The sequence below is a fragment of the Burkholderia sp. IO2 genome (assembly GCF_029522185.1).
Taxonomy (GTDB): domain Bacteria; phylum Pseudomonadota; class Gammaproteobacteria; order Burkholderiales; family Burkholderiaceae; genus Burkholderia; species Burkholderia cenocepacia.
This window is the reverse complement of record NZ_JAKWFH010000021.1, coordinates 41,092-59,925: the sequence shown is the minus strand read 5'-3', so window position 1 is coordinate 59,925 and position 18,834 is coordinate 41,092. Positions and strand designations below refer to the sequence as shown.

At 68.2% G+C, this 18,834-nt stretch carries 20 protein-coding genes; 11 read left to right on the top strand and 9 right to left on the bottom strand.

Annotation, left to right across the window (positions count from 1 at the left end; genetic code table 11):
- Positions 1–16 precede the first annotated feature (16 nt).
- Both MMB92_RS15705 and MMB92_RS15700 read left to right on the top strand, forming a co-directional pair.
- Positions 17–1,201, top strand: coding sequence for an amidohydrolase family protein (locus MMB92_RS15705; protein WP_277562778.1), 1,185 nt, complete (start codon positions 17–19; stop codon positions 1,199–1,201).
- Between the two features lie 56 nt (positions 1,202–1,257).
- The gene (locus tag MMB92_RS15700) at positions 1,258–1,731 is read left to right on the top strand and encodes a nuclear transport factor 2 family protein (RefSeq protein ID WP_059722185.1); all 474 of its coding nucleotides are present in this window, start codon (positions 1,258–1,260) and stop codon (positions 1,729–1,731) included.
- Between the two features lie 63 nt (positions 1,732–1,794).
- On the opposite strand, the gene MMB92_RS15695 is transcribed toward MMB92_RS15700, so the two are convergent.
- Positions 1,795–2,658 (bottom strand): LysR family transcriptional regulator, encoded by an 864-nt coding sequence (locus tag MMB92_RS15695; protein ID WP_277562777.1) that lies wholly within the window; start codon positions 2,656–2,658, stop codon positions 1,795–1,797.
- A 524-nt stretch (positions 2,659–3,182) separates the two neighbouring features.
- Between MMB92_RS15695 and MMB92_RS15690 the strand changes: the two genes are divergently transcribed.
- Together MMB92_RS15690 and MMB92_RS15685 are read left to right on the top strand one after the other, a co-directional pair.
- On the top strand, positions 3,183–3,986 hold the full coding sequence (locus MMB92_RS15690) for an ABC transporter substrate-binding protein (RefSeq protein WP_006485061.1): 804 nt from the start codon (positions 3,183–3,185) through the stop codon (positions 3,984–3,986).
- Positions 3,987–4,017: 31 nt separating this feature from the next.
- On the top strand, positions 4,018–4,866 hold the full coding sequence (locus MMB92_RS15685; protein WP_006485056.1) for a phytanoyl-CoA dioxygenase family protein: 849 nt from the start codon (positions 4,018–4,020) through the stop codon (positions 4,864–4,866).
- 77 nt (positions 4,867–4,943) lie between these two features.
- On the opposite strand, the gene hutC is transcribed toward MMB92_RS15685, so the two are convergent.
- Both hutC and MMB92_RS15675 read right to left on the bottom strand, forming a co-directional pair.
- Positions 4,944–5,681, bottom strand: coding sequence for a histidine utilization repressor (hutC, locus tag MMB92_RS15680; protein WP_006485039.1), 738 nt, complete (start codon positions 5,679–5,681; stop codon positions 4,944–4,946).
- Between the two features lie 31 nt (positions 5,682–5,712).
- Positions 5,713–6,255 (bottom strand): XRE family transcriptional regulator, encoded by a 543-nt coding sequence (locus MMB92_RS15675; protein WP_006485051.1) that lies wholly within the window; start codon positions 6,253–6,255, stop codon positions 5,713–5,715.
- Between the two features lie 134 nt (positions 6,256–6,389).
- Between MMB92_RS15675 and MMB92_RS15670 the strand changes: the two genes are divergently transcribed.
- From MMB92_RS15670 to MMB92_RS15660, 3 genes are read left to right on the top strand one after another with little or no spacing between them, the layout of a single operon-like run.
- Complete coding sequence (locus tag MMB92_RS15670; RefSeq protein WP_006485038.1) at positions 6,390–7,172, top strand: aldolase; 783 nt, start codon at positions 6,390–6,392, stop codon at positions 7,170–7,172.
- Between the two features lie 50 nt (positions 7,173–7,222).
- Positions 7,223–8,119 carry a dihydrodipicolinate synthase family protein gene (locus tag MMB92_RS15665; protein ID WP_012493634.1) on the top strand — a complete coding sequence of 299 codons (897 nt, stop codon included), beginning with the start codon at positions 7,223–7,225 and terminating at the stop codon, positions 8,117–8,119.
- A complete protein-coding gene (locus tag MMB92_RS15660; RefSeq protein ID WP_048988833.1) occupies positions 8,116–8,820 on the top strand; it encodes an MOSC domain-containing protein in 705 nt (234 codons plus the stop codon). Before MMB92_RS15665 ends, MMB92_RS15660 begins: the two co-directional genes overlap by 4 nt.
- A gap of 17 nt (positions 8,821–8,837) precedes the next feature.
- Here MMB92_RS15660 and MMB92_RS15655 read toward each other — a convergent pair whose 3' ends face one another.
- On the bottom strand, positions 8,838–9,599 hold the full coding sequence (locus MMB92_RS15655; protein WP_277562776.1) for an SDR family oxidoreductase: 762 nt from the start codon (positions 9,597–9,599) through the stop codon (positions 8,838–8,840).
- Positions 9,600–10,005: 406 nt separating this feature from the next.
- On the opposite strand from MMB92_RS15655, the gene MMB92_RS15650 reads away from it, so the two are divergent.
- Positions 10,006–10,716, top strand: a complete 711-nt coding sequence (locus MMB92_RS15650) for a YceH family protein (protein WP_277562775.1) — start codon at positions 10,006–10,008, stop codon at positions 10,714–10,716.
- A 43-nt stretch (positions 10,717–10,759) separates the two neighbouring features.
- Here MMB92_RS15650 and MMB92_RS15645 read toward each other — a convergent pair whose 3' ends face one another.
- Positions 10,760–12,025 carry a hypothetical protein gene (locus MMB92_RS15645; RefSeq protein ID WP_277562774.1) on the bottom strand — a complete coding sequence of 422 codons (1,266 nt, stop codon included), beginning with the start codon at positions 12,023–12,025 and terminating at the stop codon, positions 10,760–10,762.
- A gap of 55 nt (positions 12,026–12,080) precedes the next feature.
- Complete coding sequence (locus MMB92_RS15640; RefSeq protein ID WP_080323072.1) at positions 12,081–12,635, bottom strand: hypothetical protein; 555 nt, start codon at positions 12,633–12,635, stop codon at positions 12,081–12,083.
- Between the two features lie 404 nt (positions 12,636–13,039).
- Here MMB92_RS15640 and MMB92_RS15635 point away from each other — a divergent pair, with 404 nt between their 5' ends.
- From MMB92_RS15635 to MMB92_RS15625, 3 genes are all read left to right on the top strand, one after another.
- Complete coding sequence (locus MMB92_RS15635; protein WP_048988830.1) at positions 13,040–14,356, top strand: lipase family protein; 1,317 nt, start codon at positions 13,040–13,042, stop codon at positions 14,354–14,356.
- Positions 14,357–14,549: 193 nt separating this feature from the next.
- Positions 14,550–15,680, top strand: coding sequence for a 3-deoxy-7-phosphoheptulonate synthase (locus MMB92_RS15630; RefSeq protein ID WP_059722176.1), 1,131 nt, complete (start codon positions 14,550–14,552; stop codon positions 15,678–15,680).
- Between the two features lie 445 nt (positions 15,681–16,125).
- Positions 16,126–16,554, top strand: coding sequence for a PRC-barrel domain-containing protein (locus MMB92_RS15625; protein ID WP_006485034.1), 429 nt, complete (start codon positions 16,126–16,128; stop codon positions 16,552–16,554).
- Between the two features lie 56 nt (positions 16,555–16,610).
- On the opposite strand, the gene MMB92_RS15620 is transcribed toward MMB92_RS15625, so the two are convergent.
- The 3 genes from MMB92_RS15620 to MMB92_RS15610 are packed head-to-tail and all read right to left on the bottom strand — an operon-like array spanning position 16,611 to position 18,700.
- Positions 16,611–17,363 carry an SDR family oxidoreductase gene (locus MMB92_RS15620; RefSeq protein ID WP_277562773.1) on the bottom strand — a complete coding sequence of 251 codons (753 nt, stop codon included), beginning with the start codon at positions 17,361–17,363 and terminating at the stop codon, positions 16,611–16,613.
- Between the two features lie 40 nt (positions 17,364–17,403).
- On the bottom strand, positions 17,404–17,919 hold the full coding sequence (locus MMB92_RS15615; protein ID WP_006485024.1) for an Ohr family peroxiredoxin: 516 nt from the start codon (positions 17,917–17,919) through the stop codon (positions 17,404–17,406).
- Positions 17,920–17,944: 25 nt separating this feature from the next.
- Positions 17,945–18,700 (bottom strand): SDR family oxidoreductase, encoded by a 756-nt coding sequence (locus MMB92_RS15610; protein ID WP_012493629.1) that lies wholly within the window; start codon positions 18,698–18,700, stop codon positions 17,945–17,947.
- Positions 18,701–18,834 lie beyond the last annotated feature (134 nt).

Below are 18,834 nucleotides of genomic sequence, written 5' to 3'. Positions count from 1 at the left end.
CCGCACCGGAACCGACATGACGACCCTGCTGATCCGCAATGTCCGCACGAGCGCCGACGCCGCGCTCGATATCCTGATCGAAGACGATCGCATCGCGCGCGTCGGCCCGTCGCTCGATGCGCCGGCCGGCTGCGCGATCGAGGATGGCGGGCTCGCGTTGGCGCTGCCTGGCCTCGTCGAAGGCCACACGCACCTCGACAAGACTCACTGGGGGATGCCGTGGTATCGCAACCAGGTCGGGCCGCGCCTCGTCGATCGCATCGAGAACGAACGCCACTATCGCGCGACGAGCGGCCATGACGCGGGCACCGCGTCGCTCGCGCTGGCGCGTGCGTTCCTCGCGGCCGGCACGACGCGCATCCGCACGCACGTCGACGTCGATACCGAAGCCGGGCTGCGCCATCTGCACGGCGTGCTCGCGACGCGCGAGACGCTGCGCGGGCAGGTCGAGATCCAGATCGTTGCGTTTCCGCAATCGGGCGTGCTCAAGCGGCCGGGCACCGATGCGCTGCTGTCCGACGCGCTCGGCGCCGGCGCCGACCTGCTCGGCGGGCTCGACCCGTGCGCGATCGAAGGCGATCCGGTCGAGGCGGTGGACGTGCTGTTCGCGATCGCCGATCGCCACGGGTGCGGGCTCGATATCCATCTGCACGAGCGCGGGTCGATGGGCGCGTATTCGCTCGACCTGATCCTGCAGCGCACGGCCGCGCACGGCATGCAGGGGAAGGTCACGATCAGCCATGGTTTCTGTCTCGGCGACATCGCCGAACGCGAGCGCGGTGCGCTGCTCGCGCGGATGGCCGGGCTCGGCGTCGCGATCGTCACGACCGCGCCGGCGGCGGTGCCGGTGCCGCCGGTGGCCGCGTGCCGCGCGGCGGGCGTGATCGTGATCGGCGGCAACGACGGCGTGCGCGACACGTGGACGCCGTACGGTTCGCCCGACATGCTCGAACGCGCGATGCTGATCGGCATGCGCAACGATTTCCGCCGCGACGATGCGCTCGAAGTCGCGCTCGACTGCGTGACGCACGGCGCGGCGCGCGGCTGCGGTTTCGCGGATTACGGGTTGCAGCCGGGCAGCCGCGCGGACGTCGTGCTCGTCGATGCGCTGACGTTCGCCGAGGCCGTCGTCGCGCGGCCGGTGCGGCGCCTCGTCGTATCGTCCGGGAAGATCGTCGCGCGCGACGGCGCGCTGGTCTGAGTGCCACGTCGCCCCGGTATGATCCGGTTTTCAGCCGGATTTCCGGGGAGACGACGATGCGACGCACGACCGCGGCACGGGCCGCACGAGGGATGGCGGCAGCCCTGTTCGCCGTGACGGCCGCGCAGGCGGTGGCGGCCGGTCCGGCCGACGCGCAACAGGAAGCCAACCGGCGCACGGTGCTGGCGTTCTACGAGAAAGGGCTGAACGAGAAGGATGCGGACGCCGCGCTCGCATATGTCGGCGATCGCTACGTGCAGCACAACCCGAACGCGGCCGACGGGCGCGACGGCTTCCGGAAGTTCGTCGCGTTCCTGCGCGACAAATATCCGCAGTCGCACAGCGAGATCAAGCGCTCGTTCGTCGACGGCGACTACGTGATCCTGCACGTGCACGCGGTGCGCGAACCGGGCACGCGCGGCAGCGCGATCATGGACGTCTTCCGGCTCGAACACGGCAAGATCGTCGAGCACTGGGACGTCAACCAGCCGGTGCCCGAGCAGGCCGCGAACGGCAACACGATGTTCTGATTGTTCTGACGCGTGTGGTGCGCGGCGCCCTTGTGCGCCGCTGCCGTTGGCATTCCGCTGCGCTTACCGCCCTTCGAGTTCCAGCATCGCCGCGAGCGCTTTCGTCAGCTCGCTGACCATCGGGTCGGCCGTCGGCCGGTGCAGGATCGCGATGTCCATGTGCTCGATCGGTGCGAAGCCCTGCTTCGCGGTCAGCACCACATGCTCGTCCGTCACCACGCGCGCGGGCAGCACGCTGATGCCGAGCCCGTCCGCGACGGCCGCCTGGATGCCGCTCAGGCTCGACGTCGTGAAGCTGATCCGCCAGCGGCGGCCGCGCTCCTCGATCGCCTTGATCATGTCGTCGCGATAGAGCCCGCGCGGCGGGAACACGACGATCGGCACCGGATCGAGATCGATCGACGGATGCTTCGCGCTGTCGATCCAGCGCAGCTTCTCCGGCCAGCGCACGACGGCCTCGCGACTGTCGCGCCGCTGCTTGATCAGCACGAGGTCGAGTTCGCCGCGATCGTACGCGGCGCTGATGTCGCGGCTCAACCCGCACGTCACTTCGAGCTTGACCTGCGGGTGCTCGCGCTTGAATGCCGCGAGCGCGTGCGTCGTGCGGCCCGCCGCGAAATCGTCGGGCACGCCGAGCCGGATCGTCAGCGCGACCGTCGCGCCCGACAGCGCCTCCAGCATCTCGTCGTTCAGCGCGAGCATGCGCCGCGCATAGCTGAGCACCGTCACGCCCGCGTCGGTCGGCCGCACGTCGCGCGTGCCGCGGTCGAGCAGCCGGTGACCGGCGATTTCCTCGAGCCGGCGCACCTTCTGGCTGACCGTCGACTGCGTCGAATGCAGGCGCGCGGATGCCGTCGTGAAGCTGCCGCAGTCGGCGACCATCACGAGCGCGCGCAGCAGGTCGATGTCGAACAGGAGTCTATTCATTTCTGCACTTCTGTGGAATCGCGCATTTCATTTTCAAATGCGTGCGATGACTTTTAACATGGCCGGACGCCATGGGCAATCGCGGTTTCGCCGGACTTGGGGGCGGTGTTTTGCGGGGTTTGAAGGCACCTGGCGCATATTCAACGAGCGGTATAGGGTGCGTTGCGGGAACGGCGGGAACCGCATTCGGAAAGCGCTACGCTGATTGCCTGCATAGACATCGCCGTTCGGCGAATATCCGAGGAAATACGCTCCGTGGCGAATGCGCGTCACGTAGGGTAAACGCTCGAAATTCCCGGCTGGATGGCGGTAAATCAAGCGCTGTGCCGGCCTTCGGGTTCGCGGCCGCCTCTGCCCCTTTCTATTCTTGATTCCCCCGCTTGCGCTCAAAAATCAAGCAGTCTAGACTGCATCGCAATTTCACCGAAGTCCCTCGTCTTTCGCACCCCGCGCCGGCCTCCCGTCGCGACGCTTCCACCGTACGCCGGCATCCCCCGCCGCGTCGAGACTCACAAGGACCCGCCATGAACCGCACCGCAAAGCTCCTCGTCACCGCGCTGGCGTTCGCGCCGCTCGCGTCGTTCGCGCAGGACACGTCGACGATCCGCTGGGGTATCGACCCCACGTATCCGCCGTTCGAGGCGAAGCAGCCCGACGGCTCGCTCGCCGGCTTCGACATCGACCTGCGCAATGCGATCTGCGAGCAACTGCATGCGAAGTGCGTGTGGGTCGAGCAGGGCTTCGACGGGATGATCCCGGCGCTGCGCGCACGCAAGTTCGACGTCATCATGTCCGCGATGACGGCCACCGACGAGCGGCTCAAGCAGATCGACTTCTCGAACAAGCTGTATGCGTCGCCGGGCGCGCTCGTCGCGCCGGTCGGCTCGAAGCTGCTGCCGACCGCCGCGTCGCTCGCCGGCAAGCGCATCGGGATCGACCAGGGCACGACGCAGGAGGCGTACGCGAAGGCCGAATGGGCGACCAGAGGCGTGACGATCGTCTCGTACCAGAACCAGGACCAGGTGTATCAGGATCTCGTCAACGGCCGCCTCGACGCGACCTTCCAGGACAAGACGCAGGCCGGCTACTCGTTCCTGAAGACGCCGCGCGGCAAGGGCTACGCGTTCGCGGGGCCGGACGTGACCGACGCGCGGATCACCGGCTACGGCGTCGCGATGGGCATCCGCAAGGGCGACGCCGACATGAAGAAGCGGCTGAACGACGCGATCGTCGCGATTCGCGCGAACGGCACCTATCAGAAGATCGCCGCGAAATACTTCGACTTCGACATCTACGGCGCGAAGCAGCAACTGACTTCGGCACCGTGACTCCGTGACTCATTCGATCGACAGGCACACCATGACGAGTATCCAGGAGCGCGTCGCGCAAGCCGTGACGCCCGAACTGATCGCCGCGTTCCGAGAGGAAGGCGCGGTCTGCATCAAGGGCATTTTTTCGCCTGACGAAGTGGCCGCGCTGCGGGCCGGCATCGACGCGAACCTCGCGCAGCCGAGCGAACGCGCGAAAGTCGCGAGCCGGCCCGACGATCCCGGCTGGTTCTTCGAGGATTTCTGCAACTGGCAGCACAACGACGCGTATCGCGATTTCATCGTGCGCTCGCCGGCGCCGTCGGTCGCCGCCGCGCTGATGGGCACCGACCACGTGCGGCTGCATCACGACCACCTGCTCGTGAAGGAGCCCGGCACGCGGCAGCGCACGCCGTGGCATCAGGACCAGCCGTACTACAACATCGAAGGCGACGACAACGTCAGCATGTGGATTCCGGTCGATCCGGTGCCGCTCGAATCGACGCTGGAATTCGTCGCGGGCTCGCATCGCGGGCCATGGCTGATGCCGCGCACGTTCATGGACAAGGAGGCGAAGTGGTTTCCGGAAGGCAGCCTCGCCGACCTGCCCGACATCGAAGCCGACCGCGCGGCGTTCCCGATTCGCCACTGGGCGCTCGAACCCGGCGACATGGTGTGCTTCCGGATGCTGACGCTGCATGCGTCGGGCGGCACGCAGAACCGCCGGCGCGCGTTCTCGATCCGCTTCGTCGGCGACGATGTCCGCCACGCGCCGCGCCGCTGGAAAACCTCGCCCGATTTCCCCGGGCTCGCGGCGCAACTGGCCGACGGCGCGCCGCTCGACCACCCGCTGTTCCCGGTCGTGTGGTCGCGCGACGCAGGGCAGGTCGGCGCGATCTGACCTGCTGTCACCCACACGGCGGCCGTTTCATGACGAAACGGCTGCCGTGCGTTCGGGGGCGTGCGTGCGCCGAAGGATCAGGTCGGGTGGCGCCCCGCGCCCGGCTTGAAGCGCGAGCCGAGCCGGTAGCGGTTGCCCGGATGCAGGAAGTGCACGAACGTGACGGGCAGCCCGTCCGTCCACGTGCGCCGCGTGAGCGTGAGGCACGGCTCGTCGGCGCGCATGTCGAGCAGCCGCGCCTGCTCGCCGGTGGGCAGCGACGCATCGACGACGTGCTCGATTTCCAGTTCGTAGTGCGACACGTTGTTGTACAGGTACTCGGACGGCGGCTCAGCCTCGAAATCCTGGTCGATGAAGCCGGGCGCGGCGGCCGGGTTCACGTAGCGGTCCTCGAGCTGGATCGGGCGGCCGTTTTCCTCGTGCACGCACACCACGTGAAAGACCGGCGTGTTGACCGGCAGGCCGAACGCGGCGGCGACGTCGAACGACGCGGGTTCGCTCGACCGACTCAGCACGCGGCAGCGATATTCGTGCCCGCGTGCGCGGATTTCGTCGCGGATGTGCGCGATCATCAGCAGGTTCGACTGCGGCTTCACCTCGGCGACGAAGGTGCCGACGCCCGCGATGCGCTTCAGCACGCCTTCCTCGGTCAGCTCGCGCAGCGCGCGGTTGACCGTCATGCGCGCGACGCCGAACTGCGCGGCGAGGTCGAGCTCGGACGGGATGCGGTCGCCGGGGCGCCAGTCGCCCGACTCGACGTTCTGGCGAACGAGCGTCTTGATCTGCTGGAACGGTGCGGTGGCCTTGGTGACCATCGGAAGATCCTTGCGCGAAGAAGTGACGAGGCTAGTCGTCGTGGCTGACGATGACCAGGATCTCCGCCTGCGCGGTGCCGAGGCTGCGCGTGCGGTGCGGGATGAGTGCGTTGAAATAGACTGAATCGCCAGCCCTGAGTTGCACCGTCTCGTTCGGAAATTCGATTTCGACGCGCCCCTTGTGCACGAACAGGAATTCCTCGCCTTCGTGCTCGCGGAACGTCGACGCGACGAATTCGTGCGGCGGATGCACGACGAACGGCAGCATCTTCTTCGGCGCGACGCCGGCCGCGATGCTCTCGAAACGGTGCGCGTGGCGGTCGGCCGCCGCGCCCATCGCGGTGCGCTCGCCGGCGCGCGTGACCGTGATCAGCTCGCGATTGCGGCTTTCCGAGAACAGTTGCTCGACGTCGACGTTCAGCGCCTTCGACAGCTTCAGCGCGACCGCGATCGACGGCACGCTCAGGCCGCGCTCGACCTTCGACAGGTAGCTCTTGGTGAGGCCCGTCTCGTCGGCCAGCACGTCGAGCGTCCAGCCCTTCTGTTTTCTGAGCAGCTTCAGGCGAATCGTCATGGGGCGCCAGGTGTCCTTCGAAAAACCGATTGTAACGCATGACACAAAGTGTCATTAGGTGTATCGTGTGTCACGTGTGACCGGGGAAACGGCCGCGGACGGCGTGGCAGGCCCGGTTCATTCAGGAGGCGAACATGGCGGAAACGCTGAATTTGACGAAGGAAGCGCTGGTCGCGCTGGCGGAACGGCGTCTGGACAACGCGGTGGGCGACAGCGGCTGGTCCGCGCGGCAAAAGCTCGCGCTGACGTGCCGGATCTTGTTCGACGCCGGCCACGACTCGGGCCTGGCCGGGCAGATCACCTGCCGCGCGGATGCGGCCGGCACGTACTACACGCAGCGGCTCGGGCTCGGCTTCGACGAGATCTCGGCCGCGAACCTGCTGCGCGTCAACGAGGATCTCGACGTCGTCGATGGCGAAGGCATTCCGAACCCGGCCAACCGGTTCCATACGTGGATCTATCGCGAGCGCCCGGACGTGAACTGCATCATCCATACGCACCCGGCGCATGTCGCGGCGCTGTCGATGCTCGAGCAGCCGCTCGTCGTGTCGCACATGGACGCCTGCCCGCTGTACGACGACTGCGCGTTCCTGAAGGACTGGCCGGGCGTGCCGGTCGGCAACGAGGAGGGCGAGATCATCTCGAAGGCGCTCGGCGACAAGCGCGCGATCCTGCTGTCGCATCACGGGCAGCTCGTGGTCGGCAAGACGATCGAGGAGGCATGCATCCTCGCGCTGCTGATCGAACGCGCGGCAAAACTGCAACTGCTCGCGATGTCGGCCGGCGAGATCAAGCCGGTGCCGCCCGCCCTGGCGCGTGAAGCGCACGACTGGATCTCGAAGCCGAAGCGCGATGCGGTGACGTTCGACTACTACGCGCGCCGCGCATTGCGTACGCATCAGGATTGCGTCGCGTGAATCGGCGCATCGTTACCACTTCGCCAGACAATCATTGAGGAATGCATATCGTGTCCATCCTGCTGAAAGGCATCATTGCCTACCCGGTCACGCCATTCTCCGCCGACGGCGGCGTCGACCTGACCGCGCTCGATGCGTTGATCGAACGCCTGGTCGCCGACGGCGTTCATGCGATCGCGCCGTTGGGCAGCACCGGCGAAAGCGCCTACCTGTCCGATGCCGAATGGGAGGCCGTCGCCATCGCGTCGATTCGCGCGGTGCGCCGGCGCGTGCCGACCGTCGTCGGAATCTCGGATCTCACCACGGCGGGCGCGGTGCGCCGCGCCCGCTTCGCCGAGCAGGCCGGCGCCGATGCGGTGATGGTGCTGCCGGTGTCGTACTGGAAGCTCGGCAACGACGAGATCGTCGCGCACTATCGTGCGATCGGCGACGCGATCGGCATCCCGATCATGCTGTACAACAACCCGGCGACGAGCGGCGTCGACATGTCGCCCGAGCTGATCGCGACGATCTGCCGGACCGTCGACAACGTGACGATGGTCAAGGAGAGCACCGGCGACATCGGCCGGATGCACCGGCTCGCGCAATTGAGCGACGGGACGATCCCGTTCTACAACGGCAGCAATCCGATGGCGCTCGCCGCGCTGGCCGCGGGCGCGGCAGGATGGTGCACGGCCGCGCCGAATCTCAACGCCGCGTTGCCGCTCGCGTTGTTCGACGCGATGCGCACGGGCGACCTCGTGCGCGCCCGATCGGTTTTTCACGCGCAGTTGCCGTTGCTGCAGTTCATCGTCAACGGCGGATTGCCGGTGACCGTGAAAGCCGGGCTGAGGCTGCGCGGCTTCGACGCCGGCGAACCGAGGCGGCCGCTGCTGCCGCTCGGCGAGGCACGCACGCGCGAACTCGAGCGCCTGCTCGCGGCGCTGCCGGACGGTGTGGCGGCATGAGCGGCGACGCGCGGCCGGCGATCGCGGCGGCCATCGGCGCGGTGCGGATCGGCGCGAGCCGGCCGCTCGCCGGTACGCCGCACGCGAGCGCGATCGACAAGCAGCCGGTGGATGCGCGCCTGTGGCTGGGCGCGCTCGGGTTTGCCGGCGACGAGCAGGCCGATGCGCGGCATCACGGCGGCCCCGACAAGGCCGTTCACCACTACGCGCACGATCACTATGCGTGGTGGGCCGACCAGATCGGCGCGCGCGACGTGCTCGCCCGGCCGGGCGCGTTCGGCGAGAACCTGTCGACGCGCGGCATCACCGAGCACGACGTGTGTCTCGGCGACGTGTTCACGCTGGGCGGCGCGGTGCTCCAGCTCTCGCAGTCGCGGCAGCCGTGCTGGAAGCTCAACGCACGCTTCGACCATCCGCGGATGGCGGCGCTCGTGCAGCACAGCGGCCGGACCGGCTGGTACTACCGCGTGCTGCAGGAAGGCTGGGTGGCGGCGGGCGATGTGCTGGCGCTCCACGAGCGCCGCTACCCGCAATGGCCGCTGTCGACGGTGCTCGACGTGCTGTATCGCCGCACGCTCGACGTGGCCGCGCTCGATGCGCTGTGCGACGTGCCGCTGCTGCCGCCCGGCTGGCGCGCGATGCTGGAAAAACGCCGGACGGCGCGGCAGGTCGAGGACTGGACGAAGCGGCTCGAAGGATGACGGGCCGCGTCCGACGCCTACTGCGTCGGCAGATTGCGCACGTCGGCCGTCGGCTCGGTACCGAATGCGTCGCTCAGCGCATAGCCGATCAGTTGCCGGGCGGTCGCCTCGGGCGTCGCGAGCGCGCCGCTCGATTTCAACTGGTCGAATTTCTCGCGCATCGGGAAATTGTCTTCGTCGGTCGCGCGGATCGTGGCCTGCATGCCCGTATCGACGACGCCCGGCGCCACGCTGCAGATGCGCACCCCGCCGTTCGCGTCGAGCGCGACCGCGCGCGCATGGTGATCGAGGGCGGCCTTGGTCGCGCAGTAGATGCTCCAGCCCGCATATGCGTTGCGGGCCGCGCCGCTCGACAGGTGCACGATCCGGCATTCGGTCGTGGCCGATACGGCCTGCGCGAGCGCCGCCGACAGCATCAGCGGCGCGGCGACGTTCAGGCCGACCGCGCGGGCGACGATCGCCGGGTCCTGCGTGGCGAGCGGGCCGATCGGATCGACGATGCCCGCGTTGTTGAACAGCAGCACGAGCGACGCGCCGTCGACGAAGCGGCGCAGCGTGTCGCCGGCCAGCCAGCTCGCGATCGTCTTCGAGTCGGACAGATCGAGTTCGACCTCGGTCAAGCGCTCGCCGGCCCGTGACGCGAGCGACGGATGACGGCTGCGCGACACGCCGAGCACGGCGACGCCTTCCTGCAGCAGTTGTTCGGCGAGCGCCGCGCCGACGCCGCGGGTGTGTCCGGTGACGATGGCGCGCACGGGTGCGGAAGAAGATGCAGTCATGGTGGTGAACCGGTGAGGGGGTGAACGGGTTTGACGAGCGGCGCGCAGGCACGGCGGCAGCGCATTCAACGCGGGTGCTGCGTGGTGTCGACGTGTGAAGGCGGTCGTGTGCGGCGGCGCTGATATCGGGATGAACGTCTATCGTAGCGCCGGCATGCGCATCGCGCAAACGCCCGGCGCGCGCGAAGGATGACGCTGCGGTGCCGCGCACGCGCATCGCCGCGATGCGCCGCCCGCTATCGCGGGCGCCGCTACGTCCGACGAAAGCCCGCTGCGGCAAGTCCGCACGCTGCTGCGCCAAGGGCGCCGGGCCGAGCGTCGCGAGCTATCATATGGCTCGCCCGTGCGCGATGCCGGACGGGCCGCGACCGTTTCCCTTCACCTGCTGCACGCTGCGATGTCACTCATGAACACCACGCCGGATACGCCCACGCCCCGCGCCCTTCGCGAACTCACGCCCCTCGAGGCCCGCATTCTCGGCGTGCTCGTCGAGAAACAGCACACGGTGCCGGATACCTACCCGCTGTCGCTGAACGCGCTGACCGCGGGCTGCAACCAGAAAACCGCGCGCGCGCCGGTGATGAACGTGAGCGAGGACGAAGTGACGACCGCGCTCGACGGGCTGAAGCACCTGAGCCTCGTGATGGAGGGCAGCAGCAGCCGCGTGCCGCGTTTCGAACACAACATGAACCGCGTGCTCGGCATCCCGAGCCAGGCGATCGCGCTGCTGACGATCCTGCTGCTGCGCGGCCCGCAGACGGCCGCCGAGCTGCGCCTGAACAGCGCGCGCCTGCACGGCTTCGCGGATATCTCGTCGGTCGAGGCGTTCCTCGACGAACTCGCGGCGCGCGCGCAACCGCTCGTCGTCCGGCTGCCGCGTGCACCGGGCGCGCGCGAGAACCGCTGGATGCACCTGATGTGCGGCGAGGTGAACATGGCCGACTTCGCGAGCGCGGACGCGGGCGGCGGCGCGGATTCGGTGCCGCCTTCCGAATTCGAGGCGCTGAAGGCCGAACAGAAGCGCCTTGCGGACGAAGTGACGCGCCTGAATGCGCTGTTTCAACGGATGGCGAGCGAACTCGGCATCGACGTCGACACGCCGGGCAACGCGTCCTGATCGCTTCCTGATGCAGTGCCGGCGGTGCGCGCGCACCGCCGCGTCACTTCAGCTTGACGCCCGGGACGAGGTAGCGCGCGCCGCCCGGTCTCAGGATCGGCTTGAGCGCGGCAAACGGCGCGTCGAGCTGCGGGCCGAGACAGGCACCCATTGCGTGACCGATGCCGGATACGACGAACGACAGCTTGCCCGGTGCATCGAGTTCGAACGCCAGATACTGCGGGAACACGTCGGCGCACGACAGCGAATCGCCGTCGCCGTCCGTCGGCTGGTTGCCCGGTGCGGCTTCGTCGCGCAGCCGCGCAATGAACTTCACCATCGCGGCGCTCGTTGCCGATTCACGGTCGTCGGCCGGCGCGGCCGCATCGATCACGCGATTCCAGTCGAGATACGCACCGCGCAGCAGGTCGAACGTGACCGGATCGTAGTGATTGGCCGGGTGCGCGCCGCCGCAGTACGTGCTGCCGGCTTCCACGATGCCCAGTGCCGCACGCGACAGCCACGTGACCGTCACGCGCTCGTCGTCGTAGCTGCCGAGCGTGCCGGCGGCCGGGCCGTCGTCGGTATAGCGGGTCGACGCGCATTCGAGCGCCGCGAGACTCATTTGCCAGTGCCGCTGTTCGAGCAGATGGTTGACGCGCGCCATCACGGTTGGATCGGGATGACGGCTCAGCCGCGGATACGCGAGCACCGTGCGCGGGTCACGCCACATCCGGTACGCAACCGTGCCGTCGCCAACCTCGGGGCCGACCGGCTGCGCATGCCCGGCGAGCTTCAACGTGGCATAAGGCGCGTGCTGCATGTCGATGTCCGCGCCGCGGGCGATGCCGCTGCCGACACCGCCCGCCACGAGCGCGGTGACGGCTTCGACCGAGCCGGGCGCAACCGCGTCGGGATCGTATGCCGCCACGCGGCGCAACGCGAAGGTACGTGTCTTGCCTGAACGCGCATCGGTCCATCGGCCGCGATAGCCGTCCTTGTCCCGCGTGCCCTGCCAGGTGGCCGCCCCATGATCGAAATCGGGCTTGTCGCTGTATTCCGGCGCGGAGCGCGCATTGTCCGGCAATTGCGTGCGCACGAGCGGCTCGACGAGTCGCGCGGGCTTGCCGCGCAGCGGAATATCGACGCCGAACTGCGCGTAGAAATAGCGGCCCGAGATCGTGCCGTCCGCGGCCGGGCGATCGTCGAGTTCCATCACGACGGTGCCGGCGCCTTGCAGCGTTCCTTCATAGACGGTGCGCGGCGCGGCATTCGCAGAGCCCGCGTGCAGTGCGATCAGGACGCACGCGCTTCGGAAGAACGGGCGCATCAACGGCGATAACCGGGTGGTTTTCATGAGGATGGGGGAACGATGAAGGTGCATATCAACCAACACTGATCCGCGTCGCGCCCGCGTCGACGAGCCGGAACAGCAGATCCTCGACGGCCGTCTCCGGCGCGGAACCGAGATCCGCGTGGATGCGCCAGCCCTGTTCCGTGCGAACCGGTTCCGACAGGTAGTGAACGATGCCGTGCAGCCCGTCCTCGGCCGGCGTGTTCTCGTCGTCCGCGTCGAACCACGCGAGGAACCACGTCTTGAACGCATCGTTCGCGGTACTTTCGTCGAGACCGTCGGCTTCGACCGCGGCCCAGTCCCACACGAACGGCTGGATCGACACGGCCGCCGTTTCCAGTTCGAAGGCGAACGGCTCGAAATCCAGCTGCGTGGCCGAATCGACCATCGCGGGCTGGCCGGCCGCCTCGCCCTCGGTCGCGATGGTGTCGGCGCGGCACGGCAGCGCGAGCGGGCCTTCGGTGGCCAGCGTGCCGTCGGCGCGCCGGTAGGCGGGTTCGACGACGATCGCCGGTTGCGTGGCCGCTTTCGCGAGCAGGTCGGCATAGGGTTGGCGGATGGCGCGGAGCAGTTCGGAGACGGTCATCGTGGCGTGTCGGTTGAGCAGGAAGCGATCGGTCACGGGCAGGCGGTGCACGGCGCGGCCGACGTGGCACGACGGGCCGCCTCGCTATCGGACAGCCATGATCGTACGGTACTTCGCTCGAACGCGAACATTCGGCCGAACGGCCGGGGCGCTCGCCTCGCGTGGCAAGCCGGTTTAGACGTTTACCTTCAAACAGTCGAAAACGCATCTCGAACGCATTCGCGTTGTGCTTCAATGAATCAGCTTTGCAGTCCTACCAAATTACAGAATCGGAACAAACCGGATCATTCACTTACAGGAGACAGTCGATGGCACGGAAACGCCGTTGAAGCGGCAATCGAGATGGTCTGCAACACCGCCGAATTTCCTTCGATGCAAGCAGGTTATCCCAGGGGCCTCCACCCATGTCCTCCAGACGTTTCATGATGGCCGCGGCCGCGGTGTCGGCCGCACTGGCCGTCGCCGCACCGCCGGCCGGCGCCGCCGCACCGGCCGTTTCCGATCCGTTCTACACATACACCGGCACCACGCCGCTGGCATCGGTTCCACCGGGCACCGTGGTCAAGACGCGCAACGTCACCTATCACGTGGCCGGCATGCCGACCGCGGTGACCGCGCAGCAGCTGCTGTATCGCACCCACAACGCGCTGAACCAGCCGGTCGTCAACGTGACGTCGGTGATCCGCAGCCCGGTCAGCAACGGCCGGGCGATCTCGTACCAGTCGGCCTACGATTCGCTGAACCCGTACGACGAGCCGTCGCAGGTGATCGCCGGCGATCGCGACGTGACCAAGGTGATCAACGTCGGCACGTTGCTGTACAGCGCGGAATCGATCCCGCTGGCGACGCTGCTGCTGCTCGGCTACAACGTCATCGTGCCCGATACCGAGGGCCAGACGGCCGATTTCGCGGCCGGCCCCGAATACGGGATGACGACGCTCGATTCGATCCGCGCCGCGCTCAATACGCCGTCGACCGGGCTGAGTCCGTCGAGCAAGGTCGCGATGATCGGCTATTCCGGCGGCGCGATCGCGACCAACTGGGCCGCGCAACTCGCGCCGAGCTATGCGCCCGACGTCAACCGGCAGCTCGTCGGTGCGGCGGAAGGCGGCGTGCTGGTCGATCCGGCGCACAACCTGCGTTACGTCGACGGCAGCATCGTGTGGGGCGGCGTCGCCGCGGCCGCACTGGCCGGGCTGTCGCGTGGCTACGGTTTCGACCTGACGCCGTACCTCAGCGAGACGGGCGTCGCCGTGTTCAAGGACATCCAGAGCCAGTCGCTCGCGTACATCCTGCCGAAGTACACGGGCCTGCGCTGGGGCACGCTGTTCAAGCCGCAATACGCGAACGACATCAACAGCATTCCGGTGTACGTCACCTATGCGAACAAGGTGAATGCGGGGCTGGCTGCGTCGCCGACGATCCCGATGTTCATCGGCCAGGGCACCGCGGGCGCGCTGGACGGCACGTTCGGCAGCCAGGTAGGCGACGGCGTGATGCTCGCGTACGACGTGCGCGCGCTGGCGCAGAAATTCTGCGCCAGCGGCACGGCGGTCACGTACACCGAGTATCCGCTCGAACACGTGGGCGCGATCGTGCCGTGGGTGGCGGGCATGCTGCCGTGGCTCTACGACCGCTTCAACGGCAAAGCCGCGCCGAACAATTGCTGGCTGACGTCGCTGCTGCCGAGCAATTCGCTCGCGCCCGAGACGCTGCACTAGTCGCTGCCGCGCAACGCGGCGAACGGCGGGCGACCCTTTTACGGGTCGCTTTTTTTTGTCTCGTTTCGACGTCGGTCGCGTGACTGCGGCGGCCGCCGCCCGCACTGCCTCGCCGTACCCCGCTGCCACCTCGTCCGGGTGCCATAATCGAGCCTGCCCATCATTCCAGACAGACGTCCCCCGGAGAATCACCATGCAGAACCTCGACAATCCTTCCCACGATCGCGAGGTAGGCAGCGCCGACGCGACGCAGGACACCACCCGCATCGACGACGTCCGCATCGGCGCCGTGCGTCCGCTGATTTCGCCCGCGCTGCTGCTCGACGAACTGCCGGTGCCGGCCGCCACGCAGACGCTCGTCGAGGATACGCGCCGCGCGATCGGCGACATCCTGCACGGCCGCGACGACCGGCTGCTGCTCGTCGTCGGCCCGTGCTCGATCCACGATCACGACCAGGCGCTCGATTACGCGCGCCGGCTGAAGGTCGCCGCCGACGCGCTGAAGGACGACCTGCTGATCACGATGCGCGTGTACTTCGAGAAGCCGCGTACGACGGTCGGCTGGAAGGGGTACATCAACGATCCGCGCCTGGATGGCAGCTTCCGCATCAACGAAGGGCTGCGCGCCGCGCGGCAACTGCTGCTCGACATCAACGCGCTCGGCCTGCCCGCATCGACCGAATTCCTCGACCTGCTGAGCCCGCAGTACATCGCCGACCTGATCGCGTGGGGCGCGATCGGCGCGCGCACCACCGAGAGCCAGAGCCATCGCCAGCTCGCGTCGGGGCTGAGCTGCCCGATCGGCTTCAAGAACGGCACGGACGGCGGCGTGCAGGTCGCGTCGGACGCGATCGTCGCCGCGGCCGCGAGCCATGCGTTCATGGGGATGACGAAGATGGGGATGGCCGCGATCTTCGAGACGCGCGGCAACGACGATGCGCACGTGATCCTGCGCGGCGGCAAGAACGGCCCGAACTACGATGCCGAGCATGTCGAGGCGTGCTGCGCGGTGCTGCGCAAGGCCGGCTTGCGCGAGCAGGTGATGGTCGACTGCTCGCATGCGAACTCGAACAAGTCGCACGAGCGGCAGATCGAGGTCGCGCAGGACCTCGCGCGGCAATTGGGGCAGGGCGAGCACCGGATCGTCGGCGTGATGGTGGAAAGCCATCTCGAAGCCGGGCGGCAGGACCTGAAGCCGGGCGTGCCGCTGAAGTACGGCGTGTCGATTACCGATGCGTGCCTGAGCTGGACGCAGACGGAGCCGGTGCTCGATGTGCTGGCGGAGGCGGTGCGGCATCGCAGGGTGTATTCGCGGAATGCGTGATACCGCGTCGCGTCCCGGCGCCCGCCGCGTCATTCGCGGCGCTGCGACGATCGGCGGCGCGTCAGCGACGGCGTCCTGATCGACAGGCCGCGGCGCCTTTATTTTCGCGCCGCGCGCCCCGCTGTTCTGCGTGGTCCTTGATCCTGATCCGGTTTGCCCCACCGGCCACGTCGCACGCCGAACGCACGATCCGCCGATTGCCGCTACCATGAACTCCGTGTTGCACGCTGCGGCCCGGCCATGCCGGTCCGCCACGCACACACGCAATGGCGGCGCGGCCGGCCGCCATGCGACCGACGAAGCGCGGGGCGGCCATCCGCGGGGCGGCCAACCGCGGGGCGGCCATCTGTGGGGCGTCCATCCGCGGGGTGCGTACCGATCAGCCGTTGCGCCCGCGCCGCTTCGTTCCCGGAATCCACAACAACCGAACCGGAGTGCAACGCATATGAAGTTCTACAAGACCCTCATCGCAGCAACCGTCCTCGCGTCGAGCGTCAGCGCGCATGCGCAGATCGCGGGCGCGCAGCCCATCAGCGTGACCGTCGAGCAATCGCAGGCGCTGCTCGAAGGCTGGAGCGTGAAGAAGAGCGTGCTCGGCAAGACCGTCTACAACGACGAAAACCAGAAAGTCGGCAAGGTGCGTGACCTGATCGTCGCGCCGGACGGCTCGGTGTCGGCCGCGATCGTGTCGGCCGGCGGCTTCCTCGGCGTGGCCGCGCACGACGTCGCGGTGCCGATCGCGTCGCTCGACGTGCGCAACGGCAACATCTACCTGCCGGGCGCGACGAAGGAGGCGCTGAAGGCCACGCCGGCGTTCCAGTACGCGAAGGTGCCGTCGCCGCCGAAGCCGAAGAAGCTCGACGAAAAGCACTGATTTGCCCCTTCGCGCGGCACGCGTCGTACGTCGCGTGCCGCGCGTCCTCGCGACGGTCAGGTTGCGTCGAGCCCGCCGTCGACCGTGATCACCTGCCCCGTCATCCATGCCGCCAGCGGCGACGCGAGCGACACGATCCAGTTCGCGACGTCCGCGGGCTCGCCGCGCCGGCCAAGCGGAATGCGCGTGCGCTCCTGCGCCTTGATTGCTTCGATGTCGGGCGCCGACAGCTTCATCCGTTCCGACAGGAAGTCCGTTTCCGTCGGGCCCGCCGCGACGGCGTTCACGCGTACGCCCGCCGATGCGAGCTCGAGCGCACAGCAGCGCGTCAGATGCTCGAGCGCGGCCTTGCTCGCTGCATAGTGCGACAGCAGCGCCGCAGCCTTGTGTCCGAACGTGCTCGACACGTTGACGATGCTGCCGCGGGCTGCTTTCAGATGCGGCAACGCGGCGGTCGCGAGCATCGACGGTCCGAGCGTATTGACTGAAAAGATCGCGCTGATCGCTTCGAAGGTAGCCGACCCGAGCGGCAGGATTGCACCTGCGCCCGCATTGTTGACCAGCACATCGAGCCGCCCCGCGAGTGCGACCGCTTCGTCGATCGTGCGCGCGGCATCGGCCGGATCGCCGGCGTCCGCGACCACGTAGTCGATACCGGGCGCGCTGCGCGCGGCGGCGGACAGCGCATCTTCGCGGCGGCCCGTGATGACGACGCGCGCACCTTCGCGTGCGAACGCGACGGCCGCTGCCAGCCCGATGCCGGCACCGCCGCCGGTAATGAGGACCACCTTGTTGCCGAATGACTGCATGACTTTCTCGTGAAGATGATGGGTTGAACGTGCGTGCCGTTTAGCGTTCGTGCGCATCGTCCGTCGGCGCCAGCGCCACCACGTGGCTGATCCCTTCGTGCGCCATCTTCGTATACGGACTGAAACGCTCGGTGTTGCGGACGAGTTCTTCCGCCACCGCGCGTTCGACGCCCGGCAGCCGCACGCGAATGTTCGCGTTCAGCATGAACAGTCCGTCCATCGGATCGCGGCAGAAGTCGATCGATGCGGACACCGAGGCACCGGCGATCGACACCCCCGCCCGTGCGGCCAGCAGGCTCAGCGCGCCATGAAAGCACGCCGCATAGCTGGCGGCGAACAACTGCTCCGGATTGGGGCCGTCGCCGGGCCCGCCGAGCGCGGACGGCAGGCGCAGCTCGACATCGAGCCGCCCGTCGTCGGAACGCGCGACGCCCGATGCGCGGCCATGCTCCGCCGCGCCGCCCGTGACGGTCACCGTCGTCGAGTACAGCGTCTGCGGTTCTCGTCCGCGATACCGGTCGAGCAGCGAGAGCGGCGGCGGGCGCAGCGGCGTCATGGCGTGCGTGATCCGGCTGTGGCGTTCAGCGCGCGAGCGCGTTCTGCCGGAACCACGCGTCGAAGGTCGTCGCGCCGAGGCGCGCACCGGCTGCCGGCACGAGCGTGTCGTCCTGCAGCACCGCGCCGAAGTAGTCGGCGCTGGCGTCGCGCGTCACCGTGCGCGCGTCGTGCGTCGCCGACAGGAAACGCTCGACCAGATCGGCGATCCGCACGCGCTCGGGGCCGCCGATTTCGGCGATGCCGTTGCGCGGCGCGTCGAGCGCGAAGTCGGTCACGGCGGCCGCGACGTCGTCCGATGCGATCGGCTGGAAGTGCGCGGTGGTCAACCGGACCGTATCGCCCTGCGCGCCGGCCTGCGCGATCGCGCCGACGAATTCGAAGAACTGCGTCGAGCGCACGATCGTGTACGGCACGCCTGCTTCGCGGATCAGGTTTTCCTGGATGATCTTGCCGCGGAAATATGCGCTCTGCTGCAGCCGGTCCGTGCCGACCACCGACAGCGCGACGTGATGGCGCACGCCGGCCGCGCGCTCCGCGGCGAACAGGTTGCGCCCCGACGCCTCGAAGAACGCCTTCACGGCCGCTTCCTCGAACGACGGCGAATTCGCGAGATCGACCACGACCTCCGCGCCGGCGAGCGCGTCGTCCAGTCCCGCCCCGGTGATCGTATCGACGCCGGTCGACGGCGCCGCCGCCACCGCGTCGTGGCCGCGTGCGATCAGGTTCCTGACGACCTTGCTGCCGATGAGGCCGGTACCACCAATCACGACGATTTTCACGATTGCTCTCCTTGAACGGGCGCGCGACATGCGCGCCGCTTGAATCTGCCGAAACCGGCGCTCATCGCGTTCGCGCGATCGGGCCCGGACCTTGCCGAACGGCGCCTCGCCGGATCCGGATGCGTGTCGAACAG

Excerpts from the sequence above, each read along its gene's own strand:
- MMB92_RS15660 (WP_048988833.1), top strand. The coding sequence starts at position 8,116 with ATGAGCGGCGACGCGCGGCCGGCGATCGCGGCGGCCATCGGCGCGGTG.
- MMB92_RS15675 (WP_006485051.1), bottom strand. The coding sequence starts at position 6,255 with ATGACGATTCGCCTGAAGCTGCTCAGAAAACAGAAGGGCTGGACGCTC.
- MMB92_RS15700 (WP_059722185.1), top strand. The coding sequence starts at position 1,258 with ATGCGACGCACGACCGCGGCACGGGCCGCACGAGGGATGGCGGCAGCC.
- MMB92_RS15640 (WP_080323072.1), bottom strand. The coding sequence starts at position 12,635 with ATGACCGTCTCCGAACTGCTCCGCGCCATCCGCCAACCCTATGCCGAC.
- MMB92_RS15625 (WP_006485034.1), top strand. The coding sequence starts at position 16,126 with ATGAAGTTCTACAAGACCCTCATCGCAGCAACCGTCCTCGCGTCGAGC.
- MMB92_RS15690 (WP_006485061.1), top strand. The coding sequence starts at position 3,183 with ATGAACCGCACCGCAAAGCTCCTCGTCACCGCGCTGGCGTTCGCGCCG.
- MMB92_RS15695 (WP_277562777.1), bottom strand. The coding sequence starts at position 2,658 with ATGAATAGACTCCTGTTCGACATCGACCTGCTGCGCGCGCTCGTGATG.
- MMB92_RS15705 (WP_277562778.1), top strand. The coding sequence starts at position 17 with ATGACGACCCTGCTGATCCGCAATGTCCGCACGAGCGCCGACGCCGCG.
- MMB92_RS15620 (WP_277562773.1), bottom strand. The coding sequence starts at position 17,363 with ATGCAGTCATTCGGCAACAAGGTGGTCCTCATTACCGGCGGCGGTGCC.
- MMB92_RS15615 (WP_006485024.1), bottom strand. The coding sequence starts at position 17,919 with ATGACGCCGCTGCGCCCGCCGCCGCTCTCGCTGCTCGACCGGTATCGC.
- MMB92_RS15635 (WP_048988830.1), top strand. The coding sequence starts at position 13,040 with ATGTCCTCCAGACGTTTCATGATGGCCGCGGCCGCGGTGTCGGCCGCA.
- MMB92_RS15685 (WP_006485056.1), top strand. The coding sequence starts at position 4,018 with ATGACGAGTATCCAGGAGCGCGTCGCGCAAGCCGTGACGCCCGAACTG.
- MMB92_RS15630 (WP_059722176.1), top strand. The coding sequence starts at position 14,550 with ATGCAGAACCTCGACAATCCTTCCCACGATCGCGAGGTAGGCAGCGCC.
- MMB92_RS15670 (WP_006485038.1), top strand. The coding sequence starts at position 6,390 with ATGGCGGAAACGCTGAATTTGACGAAGGAAGCGCTGGTCGCGCTGGCG.
- MMB92_RS15655 (WP_277562776.1), bottom strand. The coding sequence starts at position 9,599 with ATGACTGCATCTTCTTCCGCACCCGTGCGCGCCATCGTCACCGGACAC.
- hutC (WP_006485039.1), bottom strand. The coding sequence starts at position 5,681 with ATGGTCACCAAGGCCACCGCACCGTTCCAGCAGATCAAGACGCTCGTT.
- MMB92_RS15645 (WP_277562774.1), bottom strand. The coding sequence starts at position 12,025 with ATGCGCCCGTTCTTCCGAAGCGCGTGCGTCCTGATCGCACTGCACGCG.
- MMB92_RS15650 (WP_277562775.1), top strand. The coding sequence starts at position 10,006 with ATGAACACCACGCCGGATACGCCCACGCCCCGCGCCCTTCGCGAACTC.